Consider the following 13255-nt stretch of genomic DNA (forward strand, 5'->3'; position numbering starts at 1 on the left):
TCCCGGCGCGGCAGCTGGTCCCTGATCCGGCCCCGGTCTCAGGAGGGCGACGGGGCGTGGACGCGGCACGCGCCGCCGCCAGGGCTCAGAACGGCGGCTCGTCGTGGACCGGCGCAACCCCTGCGACCTCCCGCCCCTGAGCCGCCCGGCGAGCTCTCGCCACCTCGAGTTCGGCGCTGATCTCGGCCGCGACGCCGGCGCGCTCCGCGGCGGTGGCCCGACGGCGGGCACGCTCCTCGGGAGTGGGGGTGCGGTACTGCCGGGGGGTGCGGCCGAACAGCTCGGTGAACGTGTCCGGCTGGGTGCCGGCCGCCACGTGCGCCTCGGCGACGGCCACGGGCCGGGTGGTGCGGGTCCGTCCGCCGGGCGGGGTGACGTGCAGGGTCCCGTCGGCGTCCATGGCGAACGCCCAGCCCGGAGCGTGGGTCTTGAGCCGGTGGTGCCGGCGGCAGAGGCAGGCCAGGTTCGTGACGCACGTCGGTCCGCCGGCCCCGGGGTCGTGGTGGTCGCGTGGGACGACGTGGTCGAGGTCGACGAGGTCGGCTGGTCGGTGGCAGCCGGGGAAGCGGCAGTGCTGGTCGCGGGCCTTGACGAAACGGACCTGCGCGGCACTCGGCACGTACCCCTGGACCTCGGGCGGTGGACCCAGTCCCGCGCCACGACGGTGTGCGGAACGCGCCTCGGACGGTGACGCGACCGCCCGCAACCGGCCGGCGCTGTCGACGACCTCGAACCAGACCTGACCCCCGTCGACCCGTCCGCCGGTGCGGTGACCGGCCAGGGCACCGGACCGAGCCAGCAGCTCGGCCACCGCGACCGGACCGACGCTCAGTCCACCGATCGACGCCGTCCCCGGCGTCCGTGGCCCTCGCGCAGCCGCGACTGCGTCCAGGGCCTCGGCCCCCGCAGCGCACGGCGCCGGACCCACCGGTGCGGCAGCTCCCGCGGTCAGGACGGGAGCCAGGTGGTCGGGGTGGTCGTCGCGGTGGTCGTGGAGGTCGGCCAGGTCCACCCGCAGGCGCAGCTGCCAGCTGGCGCGGGCCACGTCCTCGGGGAGCGTCTCCCAGGGCCGAGTCAGCAGCTGGCGCAGCGCGTCCACGCGGAGCTGCCCGATCGGGCGGCGGTCACCGCCCTTCCGCATCACCGCGGCCATGGCGTCGACCACGGACTGCATCGCGGCGGCGTCGGCGGCGTCCAGCAGGTCGGCCCGCAGTCCCGCGAGGCCGTCCCCGGACCCCGCCGTCGTCACGTTCTGCTTCCGCCGGCGGCGCTCGGCCCGCCGTGCGGCCTCCGCCGGGTCCGCGGCGATCAGCGCCCCGGCCACCCGGTCTGCGAGTGGGGTCGGGCCCAGGCCCTCGCCGATCCAGGCGAGGCCCAGGGCCGCCACGTGGTCGACGACGTCGTCGTCCATCCCGCCGCCCGCGGAGCGCTTGCGGTGGCCGAGGGCGTCGACCAGCACCTGGCACCGCCGGACGTCGATCTCCCCGTCCGCCAGGGCGGCCCACACCCGCGGCAGCTGCTCGGCGAGCACCCGCTGCTCGTCCACCAGCGCCGAGGCGGACCCGACGCTGATGCCCAGCACCACAGCGACCTCGTCGGCCACCCAGTCGTCCGGCCGGTCCGGGGTGGACGGGTCGTCGGCGCGGGCACCGGGCAGGCGTTCCTGGGTCGGCTGCAGGGCGGCGAGCCGGGAGACAGCTGCTGCCTGCAGCGCGTGCAGCTGGGCCTGGGCCTCGGCCACGTCGCGCAGGACGGCGTGCACCGCGGCGCGGTCGCTGCGTCCGGTGACCAGCAGCTCCGCCAGGCGGGTGGGCCGGACGCTGACGTCGGCCGGCAGGAGCCCCGCAGCCACCTGGGCGACCCGCTCGGCCTCCAGCACGGTGGCCCGGGCAGCAGCTGAGGTGAACACCTCGACCTGCCTGACACCGAGGGAGACGCCGAACCGCGTCCTGGTCACGACCTGCTCCACGTCCCACCTCGCGCTCGGTTCGAACACCTGTACGAACCCTAACGCACCTGTCGCGTCCGGACAAGGCAAACGTGCAGCTCAGGACGAAGGCAGCCGACCGCTACGCCCGTGCTCACTCCGCCGCGGGAGAGGGACGGCCTCAGCGTGTCGACCTGTTCGCCCACCCACGGAGAAGGCCGGCTCGGGGCGGCGGATGCAATCACCAGGGACACCAGACCGACTGCTGACGCGACTCTCCCGCCGGGAGTCGTCCGGGCAGGACTGCGGGACGGCGCAGGTGGATCGCGGACCCGGGTGGACGGGGCGACAGGGTGGCCCGCCGAACGCGCCCCCGGTCGCAGAGCCCGGCCGCCGGACTGCACGGGACGGGGGCAGAGACAGCCCGGCCCTAGGCTGCGCGGGTGCCGTCCGACCGGGTCCAGCAGCTGGTCGACGCGCTGGCCGAGCGGCTGCAGCGCTCGGTGGTCGTCGACGACCCGCAGGTCCGGATGCTGGTCACCAGCCGGCACTTCGGCGACGAGGACGACGTCCGGGTGCGCGCGGTGCTGCAGCGCGACGCCGGGCCCGCGGCCGTGGCGCACGTGCTGGGTTCCGGGGTCGCGTCCTGGCGTCAGGCGGGCTGGATCCCGGCGGAGCCCTCGATCGGGATGCACCCGCGCTGGTGCGTGCCGTTGCGCTGGCAGGGCGAGCTGCTGGGCCTGCTGATGGTCATCGACGTGGCGTCCGCGCTGGCCGACGACGAGGTCGCGGTGATCGGGTCGGCCGCCGGCGAGCTGGCCGCGGTGCTGGTCGGCGACCGGCACGCCGCCGACGCCGCGACGGCCGCCCGGGACGCCGTCGTCACCGCGCTGGTGGGCCGCGACCCGGCCGCCCGGACGGCGGCGCGGGCCGAGCTGGCCCGGACCGGTGCGCTGCCCACGGGCCGGCACGTCCGCGCGGTCGTGCTCGCCCTGGACGGCGTCGCCCCCGCGGACACCGAGCACGGCCGGGCCGCGGTCCGGCGCGGCCTGGTCGCGCTGACCTCACGGTCGGCGGGCACCGTCCTCGGGGCCGTCACCGACGCCGGCGGCAGCGCGTTGCTGGTGACCGCCGGCCCGACGGAGGACGCCACGGTCGCCGGCCTCGCGGGCCTCGCCGTCGCGGAGGTGGCCGCGGTGGCCGCCGGCCGGTTCGGCTGCGTCGCCGGCACCGGCCCCGCCGTCGAAGGGCTGGACCGGGCGTGGACGTCGCACCGACAGGCCGAGCTGGCCACCCGCGCGGTGCCCCGGTTGGCACCCGGGCCGGTGGTGGACGCCGACGGGCTGGGCGTGGCCGGCGTGCTGCTGCGGGTGCCCCGAGAGGAGTGGGACGAGACCGCACTGCCCGTGGAGCTGGCCGCGCTGGCCGCCGGGGACCCACAGGGCCGGCTGACCGACACCCTCACCGCCTGGCTGGACGCCGGCGGCAACGCCCCGGCAGCCGCCGACGCCCTGCGGGTGCACCGCACGACGCTGCACCACCGGCTGGACCGGGTCCGCGAGCTCACCGGCGCCGACCTCGACGACGGCGGCACCCGGCTGCGCCTGCACCTGGGGCTCACCGTCGCGCGGCTGCTGGACGGCTGAGTCCTCGCCAGCGAGCACGTGAGGGGCCCACCGCGCTCGCCGCGGCCGTGGTGTCCGCCGTCACAGGCGACCGATGATCACCCGGTGGGTCGACGGCGACCCGGCAGGAGGCACGACATGGCCACGTTCACCACCACCGACGGCGTCGAGATCGACTTCCGGGACACCGGTGCCACGGCCAGCGGGCGCACCCTGGTGCTGTTGCACGGCTGGTCGCAGTCGAGGGCCACCTGGGACCGCGCCGTCCCGGCGCTGGCCGCGCAGCACCGCGTCGTCAGCTACGACCACCGCGGCCACGGCCGCTCCGGCAAGCCCGACCACGGTACCCGGGTCGCCCGGCTGGCCGCCGACCTCGCCGAGCTCGTCGCGCACCTGGGCATCGGCTCCTACGACCTGGTCGGGCACTCGATGGGTGCCTCGGTGGCCTGGAGCCACATCGACAACCAGGGCACCGGCGCGCTGGACTCCCTGGTGGTCGTCGACCAGCCCAGCGCGTGCGTCGTGCTGCCCTGGATGACGCCGGAGGAGGGTGCCGCAGCCGGCGCGATCCTGGACTTCCCGAGCACCGAGGGGTTCGTCGGTGCGGTCGGTGCGCCCGATGCGACCGAGACCCGCCGCGCGTTCCTGGTCTCGATGCTGTCCGACGTGCTGCCCGAGGACGACCTGGCGTTCCTGTTCGGGGAGAACATGCAGATGCCCGGCCCGTGGGGCGCCCGGCTGCTGCTGGACCACGCCATGCAGGACTGGCGGGACGTGCTGCCGCGCATCGACGTCCCCACGCTGGTGGTGGCCGGGGAGGTCAGCCACGTCGCGCCGGCGTCCCAGCAGTGGACCGCCGAGCACGTCCCCGGCGCACGGTTGCGGACCTTCGGCGCCGACGAGGGCGGCTCGCACTTCCCGTTCTACGAGGGCCCGGCGCACTTCACCCGTGTGCTGTTGGACTTCATCGCCGGCACCCCCGGCCCCCGTGGCTGACGGGCGGCTGGCCGGCAAGGTCGCGATCGTCTTCGGCGGTGGGCTGAACACCGGCGGCCCGGACGGCGTCACCAGCATCGGGGCAGCCACCGCCACCACGTTCGCCCGGCACGGTGCCCGGGTCGTCGTCGTCGACCGGGACGTCGCGGCCGCCGGACGCACGGTGGACGTCGTCCGGGCCGAGGGCGGGGAGGCACTGGCACTGGTCGCCGACGTGACCGACGGCGAGCAGGTGCAGGACGCGGTCGCCGCGGCGATCGACGAGCACGGCCGGCTGGACGTCGTGCAGAACACGGTGGGCGCGACCCGGCTGGGCGGGGTCGACGAGCTGACCCTGGCCGACTGGCAGCGGACGCTGGCGCTGAACCTGGACAGCGTCTTCCTCACCGCGCAGGCCACGCTGCCGCACCTGCTGGTGCGCGGCGGGTCGATGGTCAACGTGTCCTCGACGGCGTCGATCCGCTGGACCGGCTACCCCTACCCGGCCTACGCCGCGGCCAAGGCGGGGGTCAACCAGCTGACCCGCTCGCTGGCCCTGCAGCACGCCGCGCGCGGGGTGCGGGTGAACGCGGTGCTGGCCGGGCTGATCGACACCCCGCTCGTCTACCAACAGCTCGCCGGGGACGCGGCGCCCGACCGGGTCCGGGCCGAGCGGGACGCGCAGAGCCCGACCGGTCGGATGGGCTCCGCCCAGGACGTCGCGGACGCCGCGTTGTTCCTGGCCTCGGACGAGTCGCGGTACGTCAACGGGGTGCTGCTGCCCGTCGACGGCGGGCTGGCGGCCCGGGTGCTCTAGCGCTGGTCCCGCCGCAGCGGGTGGTCGGCAGGCACCTCGACGAGCACGACGGGGACGCCGTCGGGGTCGGCCACCCAGCACTCGACCAGCCCCCACGGCTCGCGCACCGGGCCGCGGGTGACCGGGACGCCGAGCGCGGCCAGCCGGTCGTGCTCGGCGTGCACGTCGCGGACCTGCAGCCACAGGCTCATCCCGGCCGGTGCGGTGTCCCCGCGGCCGGACACCTCGAGCAGCCCGCCGCCCCCCAGGAAGTACACGACGCCCCGGTGCTCGGGTGGCCCGAACTCCCGGTGCACGGCCAGCCCCAGCGTGCCGGCGTAGAAGGCGTGGCTGGCATCGGGGTCGGTGGGCCGCAGGAGCAGCCTGCTGCTGAGGACGTCCATCGGTCGATGATGGACCCGTGATCGACCCCGAGCTGCTCGCCGCCGCCTCCTGGACCACCGCACCGGCCGCCGTCGAACACGTCGACGGCACGCTGCGGGTCACCGCCGTCGAGGGCAGCGACGCCTGGCGGCACACCTCCTACGGCTTCGTGCACGACGACGCGCACGGCCTGCTCGCCCCCTTCGGCGCCCGGGACGCCCTCGAGGTGTCCTTCGACGTCGCCTACGGCCGGCAGTTCGACCAGGCCGGGCTGCTGCTGCGCGCCGGCGCTCAGGAGTGGGTGAAGGCCGGGGTCGAGGTGTCCGACGGCGTGCCGCAGGTCGGCGCCGTCGTCACGCACGGCACGTCGGACTGGTCGGTGGCCCCGGTGCCCGACTGGGCCGGCCGCCGGGTGACGGTCCGCGCCAGCCGGGACGGCGACGCGGTGACCGTGCGGGCGCGGGTGGACGACGAGCCGTACCGGCTGGTCCGGGTCGCACACGTCGACCCGGCCCTCGAGCTGCGCGCCGGGCCCTACTGCTGCGCCCCGACCCGGGCCGGGCTGACCGTCGTCTTCACCGGCTGGCGGCGGACCGCCCCGGACGCCGCCCTGCACGACGAGGGGGCCGGGACGACCGGTGGATGACCCGCCGGTGAACAGCTCGCGACGTGGGCCCGGGGACCTCGCCCGCCCGGGTGAGGGAGCGGCACCGGCCCTGGGGCGGGGGTCGGTCGCCGTCGACACCAGGGACGTGATCGACGTGCTCGGCCTGGACCGAGGCCACCTGACCGCCCTCCACGACGCTGACGCCGGGCTCCCCGGCCTGGCCGCGCTGGCCCGCCCCGTCCCGGTGCTGGCGGCCGACACGACCATGGAGCAGGTCGACCGGGTCTTCGCCCGGCACCCGGAGGTGCCCTGCGTCGCGGTCGCCCACCCCACCGTCCCGGCCCTGCGCGGCCTGCTGGAACGCACCCGGTTCGACGCCCTGATGAGCGGCCCCTTCGGCTACGGCCGGTCGCTGCACGCCCGCCGCGAGCTCCTGGACACCGCCCAGTGGGACGCCCTGCTCCTCACCCCGGGCACCGGCGTCGTCGAGGCCGCCTCCCGCGCCATCACCCGCTCGCCCGGCTTCGTCCACGACCCGGTGCTGGTCGCCACCGAGTCGGGCACCGCCGCAGTGGCCATGCCGGCGCTGCTGGCCGCCCTGGCCCGGGCACTCGCCGAGCGGGCACTGACCGACCCGCTCACCGGGCTGGCCAACCGGGCCGCCTTCTTCGGCCGGGTCGAGGAGTCCTGCCGGCGCAGCGCCACCCAGCCCGGGCACCAGAGCGCCGTCGTCTTCTTCGACCTCGACGGGTTCAAGGCGGTCAACGACACCTGGGGCCACGAGACCGGCGACGAGCTGCTCGTGGCGGTGGCCGCCGAGCTGCGCCGGGTCGCCCGCCCCACGGACCTGGCCGCCCGGCTCGGCGGCGACGAGTTCGCCGTCTGCCTGGACATCGACGGCGGAGGGACGGCGACGGGCACCGCTGCCGCCATCGCCGGCCGGCTGCACGCCGCGGTGTCCCGGGTCGGCCGGGCCACGCCGGGCGGTGTCCGGGCCTCGGCCGGCGTGGCCGTCTGCGCCCCGGGCGCGGCCATCGACGCCGGCGACCTCGTCCGCGCCGCCGACCTGGCGATGTACACGACCAAGCGGGCCGGTGGCGACGCCGCGTCCGAGCCCGTCCTGGTCCACGCCGCCGCCGACGTCGACCCGCTGCAGAACTCCACCATCGGTGCCGCCGCAGCAGCCGGCGAGCTCGTCCTGGACTACCAGCCCATCGTGGAGATGACCACCGGCCGGGTGGTCAGCCTGGAGGCGCTCGTGCGCTGGCGGCACCCGCGGCTGGGGCTGCTGGCGCCGGGGGCCTTCCTGCCCGCGGTCGACCGCCGGGGCCAGCTGCCCGACCTCGACGACTGGGTGCTGCGCACCGCGTGCCGGGAGTTCGCCACCTGGTCCACCGACGGGCCCTTCCTGAACGTCAACGTCAGCCCGGCGACCCTGCTGGCCCCCGGGTTCCTGGACCAGGTGCTGGCCGCGGCCGGCGCGGGCGGCCTGCCGCCGGAGCGGCTGCGGATCGAGGTGCCCGAGCACCTCCTGGTCGACCAGCTGGACGCCGTCGCCGACACCCTGTCAGCGCTGCGCCGCGCCGGGGTCGCACTCACCCTGGACGACGTCGGGGCCGGGGACACCTCCCTGCGGCACCTGCGCGACGTCGACACCGACGGGATCAAGATCGACCGGTCCTACGTCGCCGGCGCCGTGGACGACGTCAAGGACCGGGCGCTCGTGCAGCTGCTGGTGGCCTTCGCCGACCGGACCGGCCTGGCGGTGACCGCGGAGGGCGTCGAGACCGTGGAGCAGCGCGACCTGTTGACCTCGATGGGCTGCCGCTACGGACAGGGCTGGCTGTTCGGCCGCCCCGGCCCGCTGCCGGCGCCCTCCCCACGACCGACGCGGGACTGAACCGGTCACCCTGCGGGGCACCGGCCCGGGTGCACCAGCTGCGTCGTCCAGAGGCCCGGCAGGACCTCGCGGTGACCCAGCTCGACGAAGCCCGTCCGCGTGTAGATTGCCCGGGCGGGCGCGTTGGCCCGCCCGGTCGACACCGTGGTCGGTCGTCCCGCGGCCCGGTCGAGGACGGCGGCCAGCAGCGCCGTCCCCACCCCGCGACGGTGGGCCGAGGGGGCGACCACCAGCCGGTCGACGTCGAGGCCCTCCGGCGCGGCCGTCCAGGCCACCGCGCCCACGAGCCCGTCCGGACCGGTGGCGGCCAGCCACTGCAGGGGTGCCGCACGCAGCTCCGCGAGCGTCTCGTGCAACGGCGGGATGCGGTCGTCACCGATCAGCGCGGCCTCCACCCGGTAGGCCTCGCGCTGCAGCTGCTGGAGCCGGAAGGCGAGGTCGTCGTCCCGACCGGGGACGACGGACGTGATCCACGGGGTCGTCACCCGCCCATCCTCGCCGTCGCGGTGACCCGGGCCACGGGCGCGGGGACGCCTGGGACTGGAGGGGTGACGGGCCGGTCCGACGCGCTCGCCTACCGGCCCCGGCCCACTCCCCATGTCACCCTCGGTGCCGAGAGACCACCAGCCGGTCACGACCCGACCGCGACCCGACCGTCCAGGTCACGACCCGAGCCGGAGTGCCCCTGTGCCACGCGACGACGTCCCCGGGACGCAGCTGCCCCCGCGGCTGGACCCCCGGGCCGGCCGCCCCCGCCGCGACCCCGAGCAGACCGCCGGCCGCTCCGCCGGCTCGGCCCGCCGGGTGGCGACCGCCGTGCGGCTGCTGGCCGGGGTGATGGCCGTGGTCGTCATGGGCGGCAGTGGCTGGGGCTGGTACCTGGCCCGGGTGGCCGAGGCCAGCATCACCCGCACCGACGCGATCCCCACCGACGGCAACGTCGACGCCTCGGGCACCGGGCACGCCGGGCAGGAGATGAACCTGCTGCTGGTGGGCCGCGACTCCCGCGCGGGTCTGACCCCCGAGCAGGTCGCCGAGTTCAGCACCGGCGACCCCTCGGGTCTGCTGAACACCGACACGATGATCCTGGTGCACATCCCCGCCGACGGGTCCGCGGCGTCCTTCGTCTCCATCCCCCGCGACCTGTACGTGCCCATCCCCGGGCACGGGTCGAACAAGCTGAACTCGGCCTTCGGGTTCGGCTACAACGACACCGACGGCGACGAGGCCGCGAAGAACTCCGCCGGCGCGCAACTGCTCATCCAGACGATCAGCCAGACGACCGGCGTCCAGATCGACCACTACGCCGAGGTCAACCTGCTCGGCTTCATCAACCTGACCACCATCGTCGGCGGGGTCGAGGTCAACCTCTGCGAGCCCTCGCAGGACGACATGTCCGGCGCCGACTTCGAGGCCGGGCCGCAGACGATCAGCGGCGCCGCCGCGCTGGCCTTCGTCCGGCAGCGGCACCACATCGGGGTCAACAGCACCGACCTGGACCGGCAGGTGCGCCAGCAGGCGTTCATCGCCGGGCTGCTGCGCAACGTGCTGTCCTCGGACCTGCTGCTCAACCCGGTCAAGCAGCGTGAGGTCATCGAGCAGGTCGGCACCAGCGTCGCCGTCGACCAGGGTCTGGACCTCTTCCAGCTCGCCGGCCAGATGCAGTCGGTCCGCCCCGGCAACATCACCTTCCAGACCATCCCCGGCATCACCGACGCCACCGTCGACGGCGCCTCGGTCCTGCAGGCGGTCGACGACGACGCGCTGCGCGACTTCTTCGCCGGCCTGGGGACGCCGACCACCCCGGCCGCGCCCACCGTCGTCCCCACCGAGGACGCCCCGGCGCCCGCTGAGGTCGACGTCACGGTGCTCAACGGGTCCGGCGTGTCCGGTGCCGCGGCGTCGGCCGCCGAGGAGCTCGGCGCCGCCGGCTTCCCGGCCACCGTGGGTGGCAACGCCCCCGAGTCCAGCGACACCACCACCGTCCTGCACCGCAGCGGTGAGGAGGCCCAGGCCGCCGTGCTGGCCGCTCAGGTCCCCGGTGCCGCCGTCGTCGCCGACGACACGCTCGCCCCCGGCGCCGGCGTCCAGCTGGTCCTCGGCTCGGACTTCAACGGGATCGGCCAGCCCGTCACCGTGGAGGAGGCCGCCCCCACCGACGGCACGTACGCCTCCGTCGAGCGCACCGCGGAGGACACCAGCTGCATCGCCTGACGCCCGCCATCAGGGCGTGCCCGGTACGCAGTCCTGGCCAGGAGTGCGCATCAGACACGCCCTGATAGGCGCCCGGTCAGGTCTCGACGCGCAACGCGCGGTCGTCGACGCCCACCAGCTGCTCGACCGCGTTCCCCTGCCCGGGGTCGTCTCCGCTGTCGGGGTCGTTCGGGGCGCACTGGCTGACCCCGAGCAGCACCGAGAAGACGATGACGATCGCGACGACGATGGCGCCCAGCACGTAGGTGCGGCCCACCTTGCGGGGCACCCGGCCCCGCTGCTCCTCGCTCACGAGCCCGGCTCGAAGACGGTCCGGACGCAGCCGTCCACCTTGTCCTTGAAGATGCGGTACCCCTCCGCGGCCTGGGACAGCGGCATGGTGTGGGTGGCCAGGTGCTCGGTGGTCAGCTCGCCGCGCTCCATGTGGCCGAGGATCTCGGGAACGTAGCGCTGCCCGTGCTGCTGCGCGCCGCGCAGCGTGAGCCCCTTGTTCATGACGGCGCCCAGCGGGAACTTGTCGACCATCCCGGCGACGACGCCGAGCACGAAGACGCTGCCCCCCTTGCGGCAGGCCCGCACCGCCTCACGGACGGCGACCGGCCGGTCGGTCTGCAACCGCAGCTGCTGCTTGAGCTGGTCGTACACGCCGGTCACGCCGGTGCCGTGCGCCTCCATGCCCACGGCCTCGATGCACACGTCGGGCCCGCGGCCCCCGGTGCGCTCGCGCAGCTCGGCGACGACGTCGGTGGTGCTGTAGTCGACCGCCTCGGCCCCGACGTGCTGGCGGACCTGGGCCAGCCGCTCGGGCAGCCGGTCGATGACCACGACCTGCTCGGCACCCAGCAGCATCGCGGCGCGGGCGGCCATCTGGCCCACCGCGCCGGCCCCCCACACGGCGACGACGTCCCCGGGCTTCGTACCGCCCAGGTGCGCACCGGTCCAGCCGGTGGTCACCGAGTCCGAGGCGAACAGCGCCCGGGTGTCCGACACCCCGTCGGGGACGAGGAAGCACCCGACGTCGGCGTAGGGCACCCGCATGTACTCGGCGTGGCTACCGGCGTAGCCGCCCATCGCGTGGGAGTAGCCGAAGCAGCCGCCGGGGCTCTGGCCCCACAGTCCCTCGGTGATGCCCGGGTCTGGGTTGCCGTTGTCGCACAGGGAGTACAGCTCCTGCCGGCAGTACCAGCAGTTGCCGCACGCCACGAAGGACGGGACGACGACCCGGTCCCCCACCGCCACCTTCCGCACCCCGGACCCGACCTCGACGACCTCGCCGGTGAACTCGTGGCCGAGGACGTCGCCGGTGCGCATCGCCGGGATGTAGCCACCGATCAGGTGCAGGTCCGACCCGCAGGTGACCGTCTTGCTGATCTTGAGGATGACGTCGTGGGAGTTGAGCAGCTGGGGCTCGGGCACGTCCTCGACGGCGACCTCGTTGACCCCGGCCCACACGGCGGCCTTCACAGCACACCCTCCTTCGGAGCCCGCGCGGCCGCGCCCTCGAGCGCGGCGCCCTGCGGGGTGGCCGCCCGGCGTCCGTGCGGCTGCGGGTCGACCCGCAGGACCTCACCGACCTCGACGACCTGCTTGGTCCGGCGCAGTGCGGCGCGCAGCTCCCCGATGCGCTCGGCGTCCGGGGTGCCGCGGAAGCGGCCGGCGAGCTCGGTGCCCCGACCGCCCGGGGCGGGTGTCGTCCGTACCTGGAGGTCGGGTCCCAGGGCGTCGAGCTCGGGGAACGGGCCGGTCAGCTCGTCGGGGTCGGCGAGCACGGTGACCGCGCGCCACCGGGCGGCGGACACGTCGGCCGGCTCGGTGGTGGACGCCTGCCCGATGCCGGGGATCCGGGTGTGCTGCAGCTTGGCGAGGGCGGCACCCCCCGCCCCGGCGACGCGGGTGAGCAACTGGTCCAGGGCCATGGGGGGTACCTCCGAGAGTGGGTCAGCGGGTGGTGGTCCGGCGCTCGTCCAGCGCCAGTGCGCCCGGGCACAGCGCGCCCCCCGCGGTGGCGGAGCCGACGACCTCCGCGCGGGTCGACCGTCCGGGCACGGGTGGTCCTCCTGGTCTCGGGGTGGTCGCGCGGGGAGGGCGGCCCGCAGGCCGCCCTCCCCCGGGGCTCAGCTGGAGCTGGCGCCCTGCACGTTCTCGCGGGACTGCTGGGCCTGGCCCTGCACGTCCCCGGCGGCCGACTGGCCCTCCTCCTTGACCGTCGCGACGGCGTCCTGGGCGGTGCCCTTGACCGACTCGACGGCCTCCTGGGCGGCCGGCTTCAGGGCCTCCCCGGCCTCCTGGGCGGCCTGCTTCGCGGCGTCGACCAGCGGCTGCGAGTGCTCCTTGACCGCGGTCTCGGCCTGGCCGGCCAGCTGCTTCTCCTTCTCCGTGGTCGGCAGCAGCGAGGACACCAGCCAGCCCACGCCGAAGGCGATGAGGCCCGCGGCCATCGGGTTGCCCTGGGTCTTGCTGACGACGGCGTCCGGCGTCTGGCCGACCGTGTCGGCGGCGCTCTGCGCGGCCCCACGGACCGAGTCGGTGGCCTGGTGGGCGGCGTCGCCGACCTTGCTGCCACCGGACTCGGCGGAGCCCATCACCCGGCTGCGCAGGTTGTCCACGGAGGCCTTGGTCCGGGTCACCCGGCGGTCGACGACGCGGGCCGGGTTCACCTTCTCGTTGAGCGCGTCGACGTCGTAGCTGAGGTTGGCGCGGGTGTCCTCGATCTGCTGCCGGATGACGTCCGGGTCACTGCTGGTCATGGTGGGTCCTCTTCGTCATGGGCCGCAAGCAGCTCAAGACGGTGAACCCCAAGCCGGAGCGGACGGTGGAGACCCTGCAG

At 75.5% G+C, this 13255-nt stretch carries 13 protein-coding genes; 6 read left to right on the forward strand and 7 right to left on the reverse strand.

From position 1 onward, the window contains the following. Positions 1–85 precede the first annotated feature (85 nt). The gene (locus AC0IVP_RS05125; protein WP_471755038.1) at positions 86–1957 is read right to left on the reverse strand and encodes an HNH endonuclease signature motif containing protein; all 1872 of its coding nucleotides are present in this window, start codon (positions 1955–1957) and stop codon (positions 86–88) included. 413 nt (positions 1958–2370) lie between these two features. On the opposite strand from AC0IVP_RS05125, the gene AC0IVP_RS05130 reads away from it, so the two are divergent. From AC0IVP_RS05130 to AC0IVP_RS05140, 3 genes are all read left to right on the forward strand, one after another. Continuing rightward, on the forward strand, positions 2371–3573 hold the full coding sequence (locus AC0IVP_RS05130) for a PucR family transcriptional regulator (RefSeq protein WP_471755040.1): 1203 nt from the start codon (positions 2371–2373) through the stop codon (positions 3571–3573). 117 nt (positions 3574–3690) lie between these two features. Next, positions 3691–4548, forward strand: a complete 858-nt coding sequence (locus AC0IVP_RS05135) for an alpha/beta fold hydrolase (RefSeq protein WP_471755042.1) — start codon at positions 3691–3693, stop codon at positions 4546–4548. Continuing rightward, complete coding sequence (locus AC0IVP_RS05140; protein ID WP_056298898.1) at positions 4541–5344, forward strand: SDR family NAD(P)-dependent oxidoreductase; 804 nt, start codon at positions 4541–4543, stop codon at positions 5342–5344. The genes AC0IVP_RS05135 and AC0IVP_RS05140 overlap by 8 nt, the downstream gene beginning before the upstream one ends. On the opposite strand, the gene AC0IVP_RS05145 is transcribed toward AC0IVP_RS05140, so the two are convergent. After that, the gene (locus tag AC0IVP_RS05145; RefSeq protein ID WP_056298901.1) at positions 5341–5727 is read right to left on the reverse strand and encodes a VOC family protein; all 387 of its coding nucleotides are present in this window, start codon (positions 5725–5727) and stop codon (positions 5341–5343) included. The two genes, AC0IVP_RS05140 and AC0IVP_RS05145, sit on opposite strands and share 4 nt — an antisense overlap. A 17-nt stretch (positions 5728–5744) precedes the next feature. Here AC0IVP_RS05145 and AC0IVP_RS05150 point away from each other — a divergent pair, with 17 nt between their 5' ends. Next, positions 5745–6353 carry a DUF1349 domain-containing protein gene (locus tag AC0IVP_RS05150; protein ID WP_471755044.1) on the forward strand — a complete coding sequence of 203 codons (609 nt, stop codon included), beginning with the start codon at positions 5745–5747 and terminating at the stop codon, positions 6351–6353. 106 nt (positions 6354–6459) lie between these two features. Continuing rightward, positions 6460–8214, forward strand: a complete 1755-nt coding sequence (locus AC0IVP_RS05155; protein WP_157519534.1) for a putative bifunctional diguanylate cyclase/phosphodiesterase — start codon at positions 6460–6462, stop codon at positions 8212–8214. A gap of 5 nt (positions 8215–8219) precedes the next feature. Here the strand turns inward: AC0IVP_RS05155 and AC0IVP_RS05160 are convergent, their stop codons facing one another. Continuing rightward, the gene (locus AC0IVP_RS05160; RefSeq protein WP_471755046.1) at positions 8220–8699 is read right to left on the reverse strand and encodes a GNAT family N-acetyltransferase; all 480 of its coding nucleotides are present in this window, start codon (positions 8697–8699) and stop codon (positions 8220–8222) included. A 202-nt stretch (positions 8700–8901) separates the two neighbouring features. On the opposite strand from AC0IVP_RS05160, the gene AC0IVP_RS05165 reads away from it, so the two are divergent. Next, the gene (locus AC0IVP_RS05165; RefSeq protein WP_471755048.1) at positions 8902–10428 is read left to right on the forward strand and encodes an LCP family protein; all 1527 of its coding nucleotides are present in this window, start codon (positions 8902–8904) and stop codon (positions 10426–10428) included. A gap of 76 nt (positions 10429–10504) precedes the next feature. On the opposite strand, the gene AC0IVP_RS05170 is transcribed toward AC0IVP_RS05165, so the two are convergent. From AC0IVP_RS05170 to AC0IVP_RS05185, 4 genes are all read right to left on the reverse strand, one after another. Then, entirely contained in the window at positions 10505–10720 is a 216-nt protein-coding gene (locus AC0IVP_RS05170; protein ID WP_471755050.1) for a hypothetical protein, read from the reverse strand. Then, positions 10717–11892 (reverse strand): zinc-dependent alcohol dehydrogenase, encoded by a 1176-nt coding sequence (locus AC0IVP_RS05175; protein ID WP_471755052.1) that lies wholly within the window; start codon positions 11890–11892, stop codon positions 10717–10719. The genes AC0IVP_RS05170 and AC0IVP_RS05175 overlap by 4 nt, the downstream gene beginning before the upstream one ends. Further along, positions 11889–12344, reverse strand: coding sequence for a hypothetical protein (locus tag AC0IVP_RS05180; protein WP_471755054.1), 456 nt, complete (start codon positions 12342–12344; stop codon positions 11889–11891). The genes AC0IVP_RS05175 and AC0IVP_RS05180 overlap by 4 nt, the downstream gene beginning before the upstream one ends. Positions 12345–12542: 198 nt before the next feature. Further along, positions 12543–13175, reverse strand: a complete 633-nt coding sequence (locus AC0IVP_RS05185) for a DUF3618 domain-containing protein (protein ID WP_056298921.1) — start codon at positions 13173–13175, stop codon at positions 12543–12545. Positions 13176–13255 lie beyond the last annotated feature (80 nt).

Source organism: Klenkia sp. AC732 (assembly GCF_979256525.1).

Excerpts from the sequence above, each read along its gene's own strand:
- AC0IVP_RS05145 (WP_056298901.1), bottom strand. The coding sequence starts at position 5,727 with ATGGACGTCCTCAGCAGCAGGCTGCTCCTGCGGCCCACCGACCCCGAT.
- AC0IVP_RS05180 (WP_471755054.1), bottom strand. The coding sequence starts at position 12,344 with ATGGCCCTGGACCAGTTGCTCACCCGCGTCGCCGGGGCGGGGGGTGCC.
- AC0IVP_RS05135 (WP_471755042.1), top strand. The coding sequence starts at position 3,691 with ATGGCCACGTTCACCACCACCGACGGCGTCGAGATCGACTTCCGGGAC.
- AC0IVP_RS05185 (WP_056298921.1), bottom strand. The coding sequence starts at position 13,175 with ATGACCAGCAGTGACCCGGACGTCATCCGGCAGCAGATCGAGGACACC.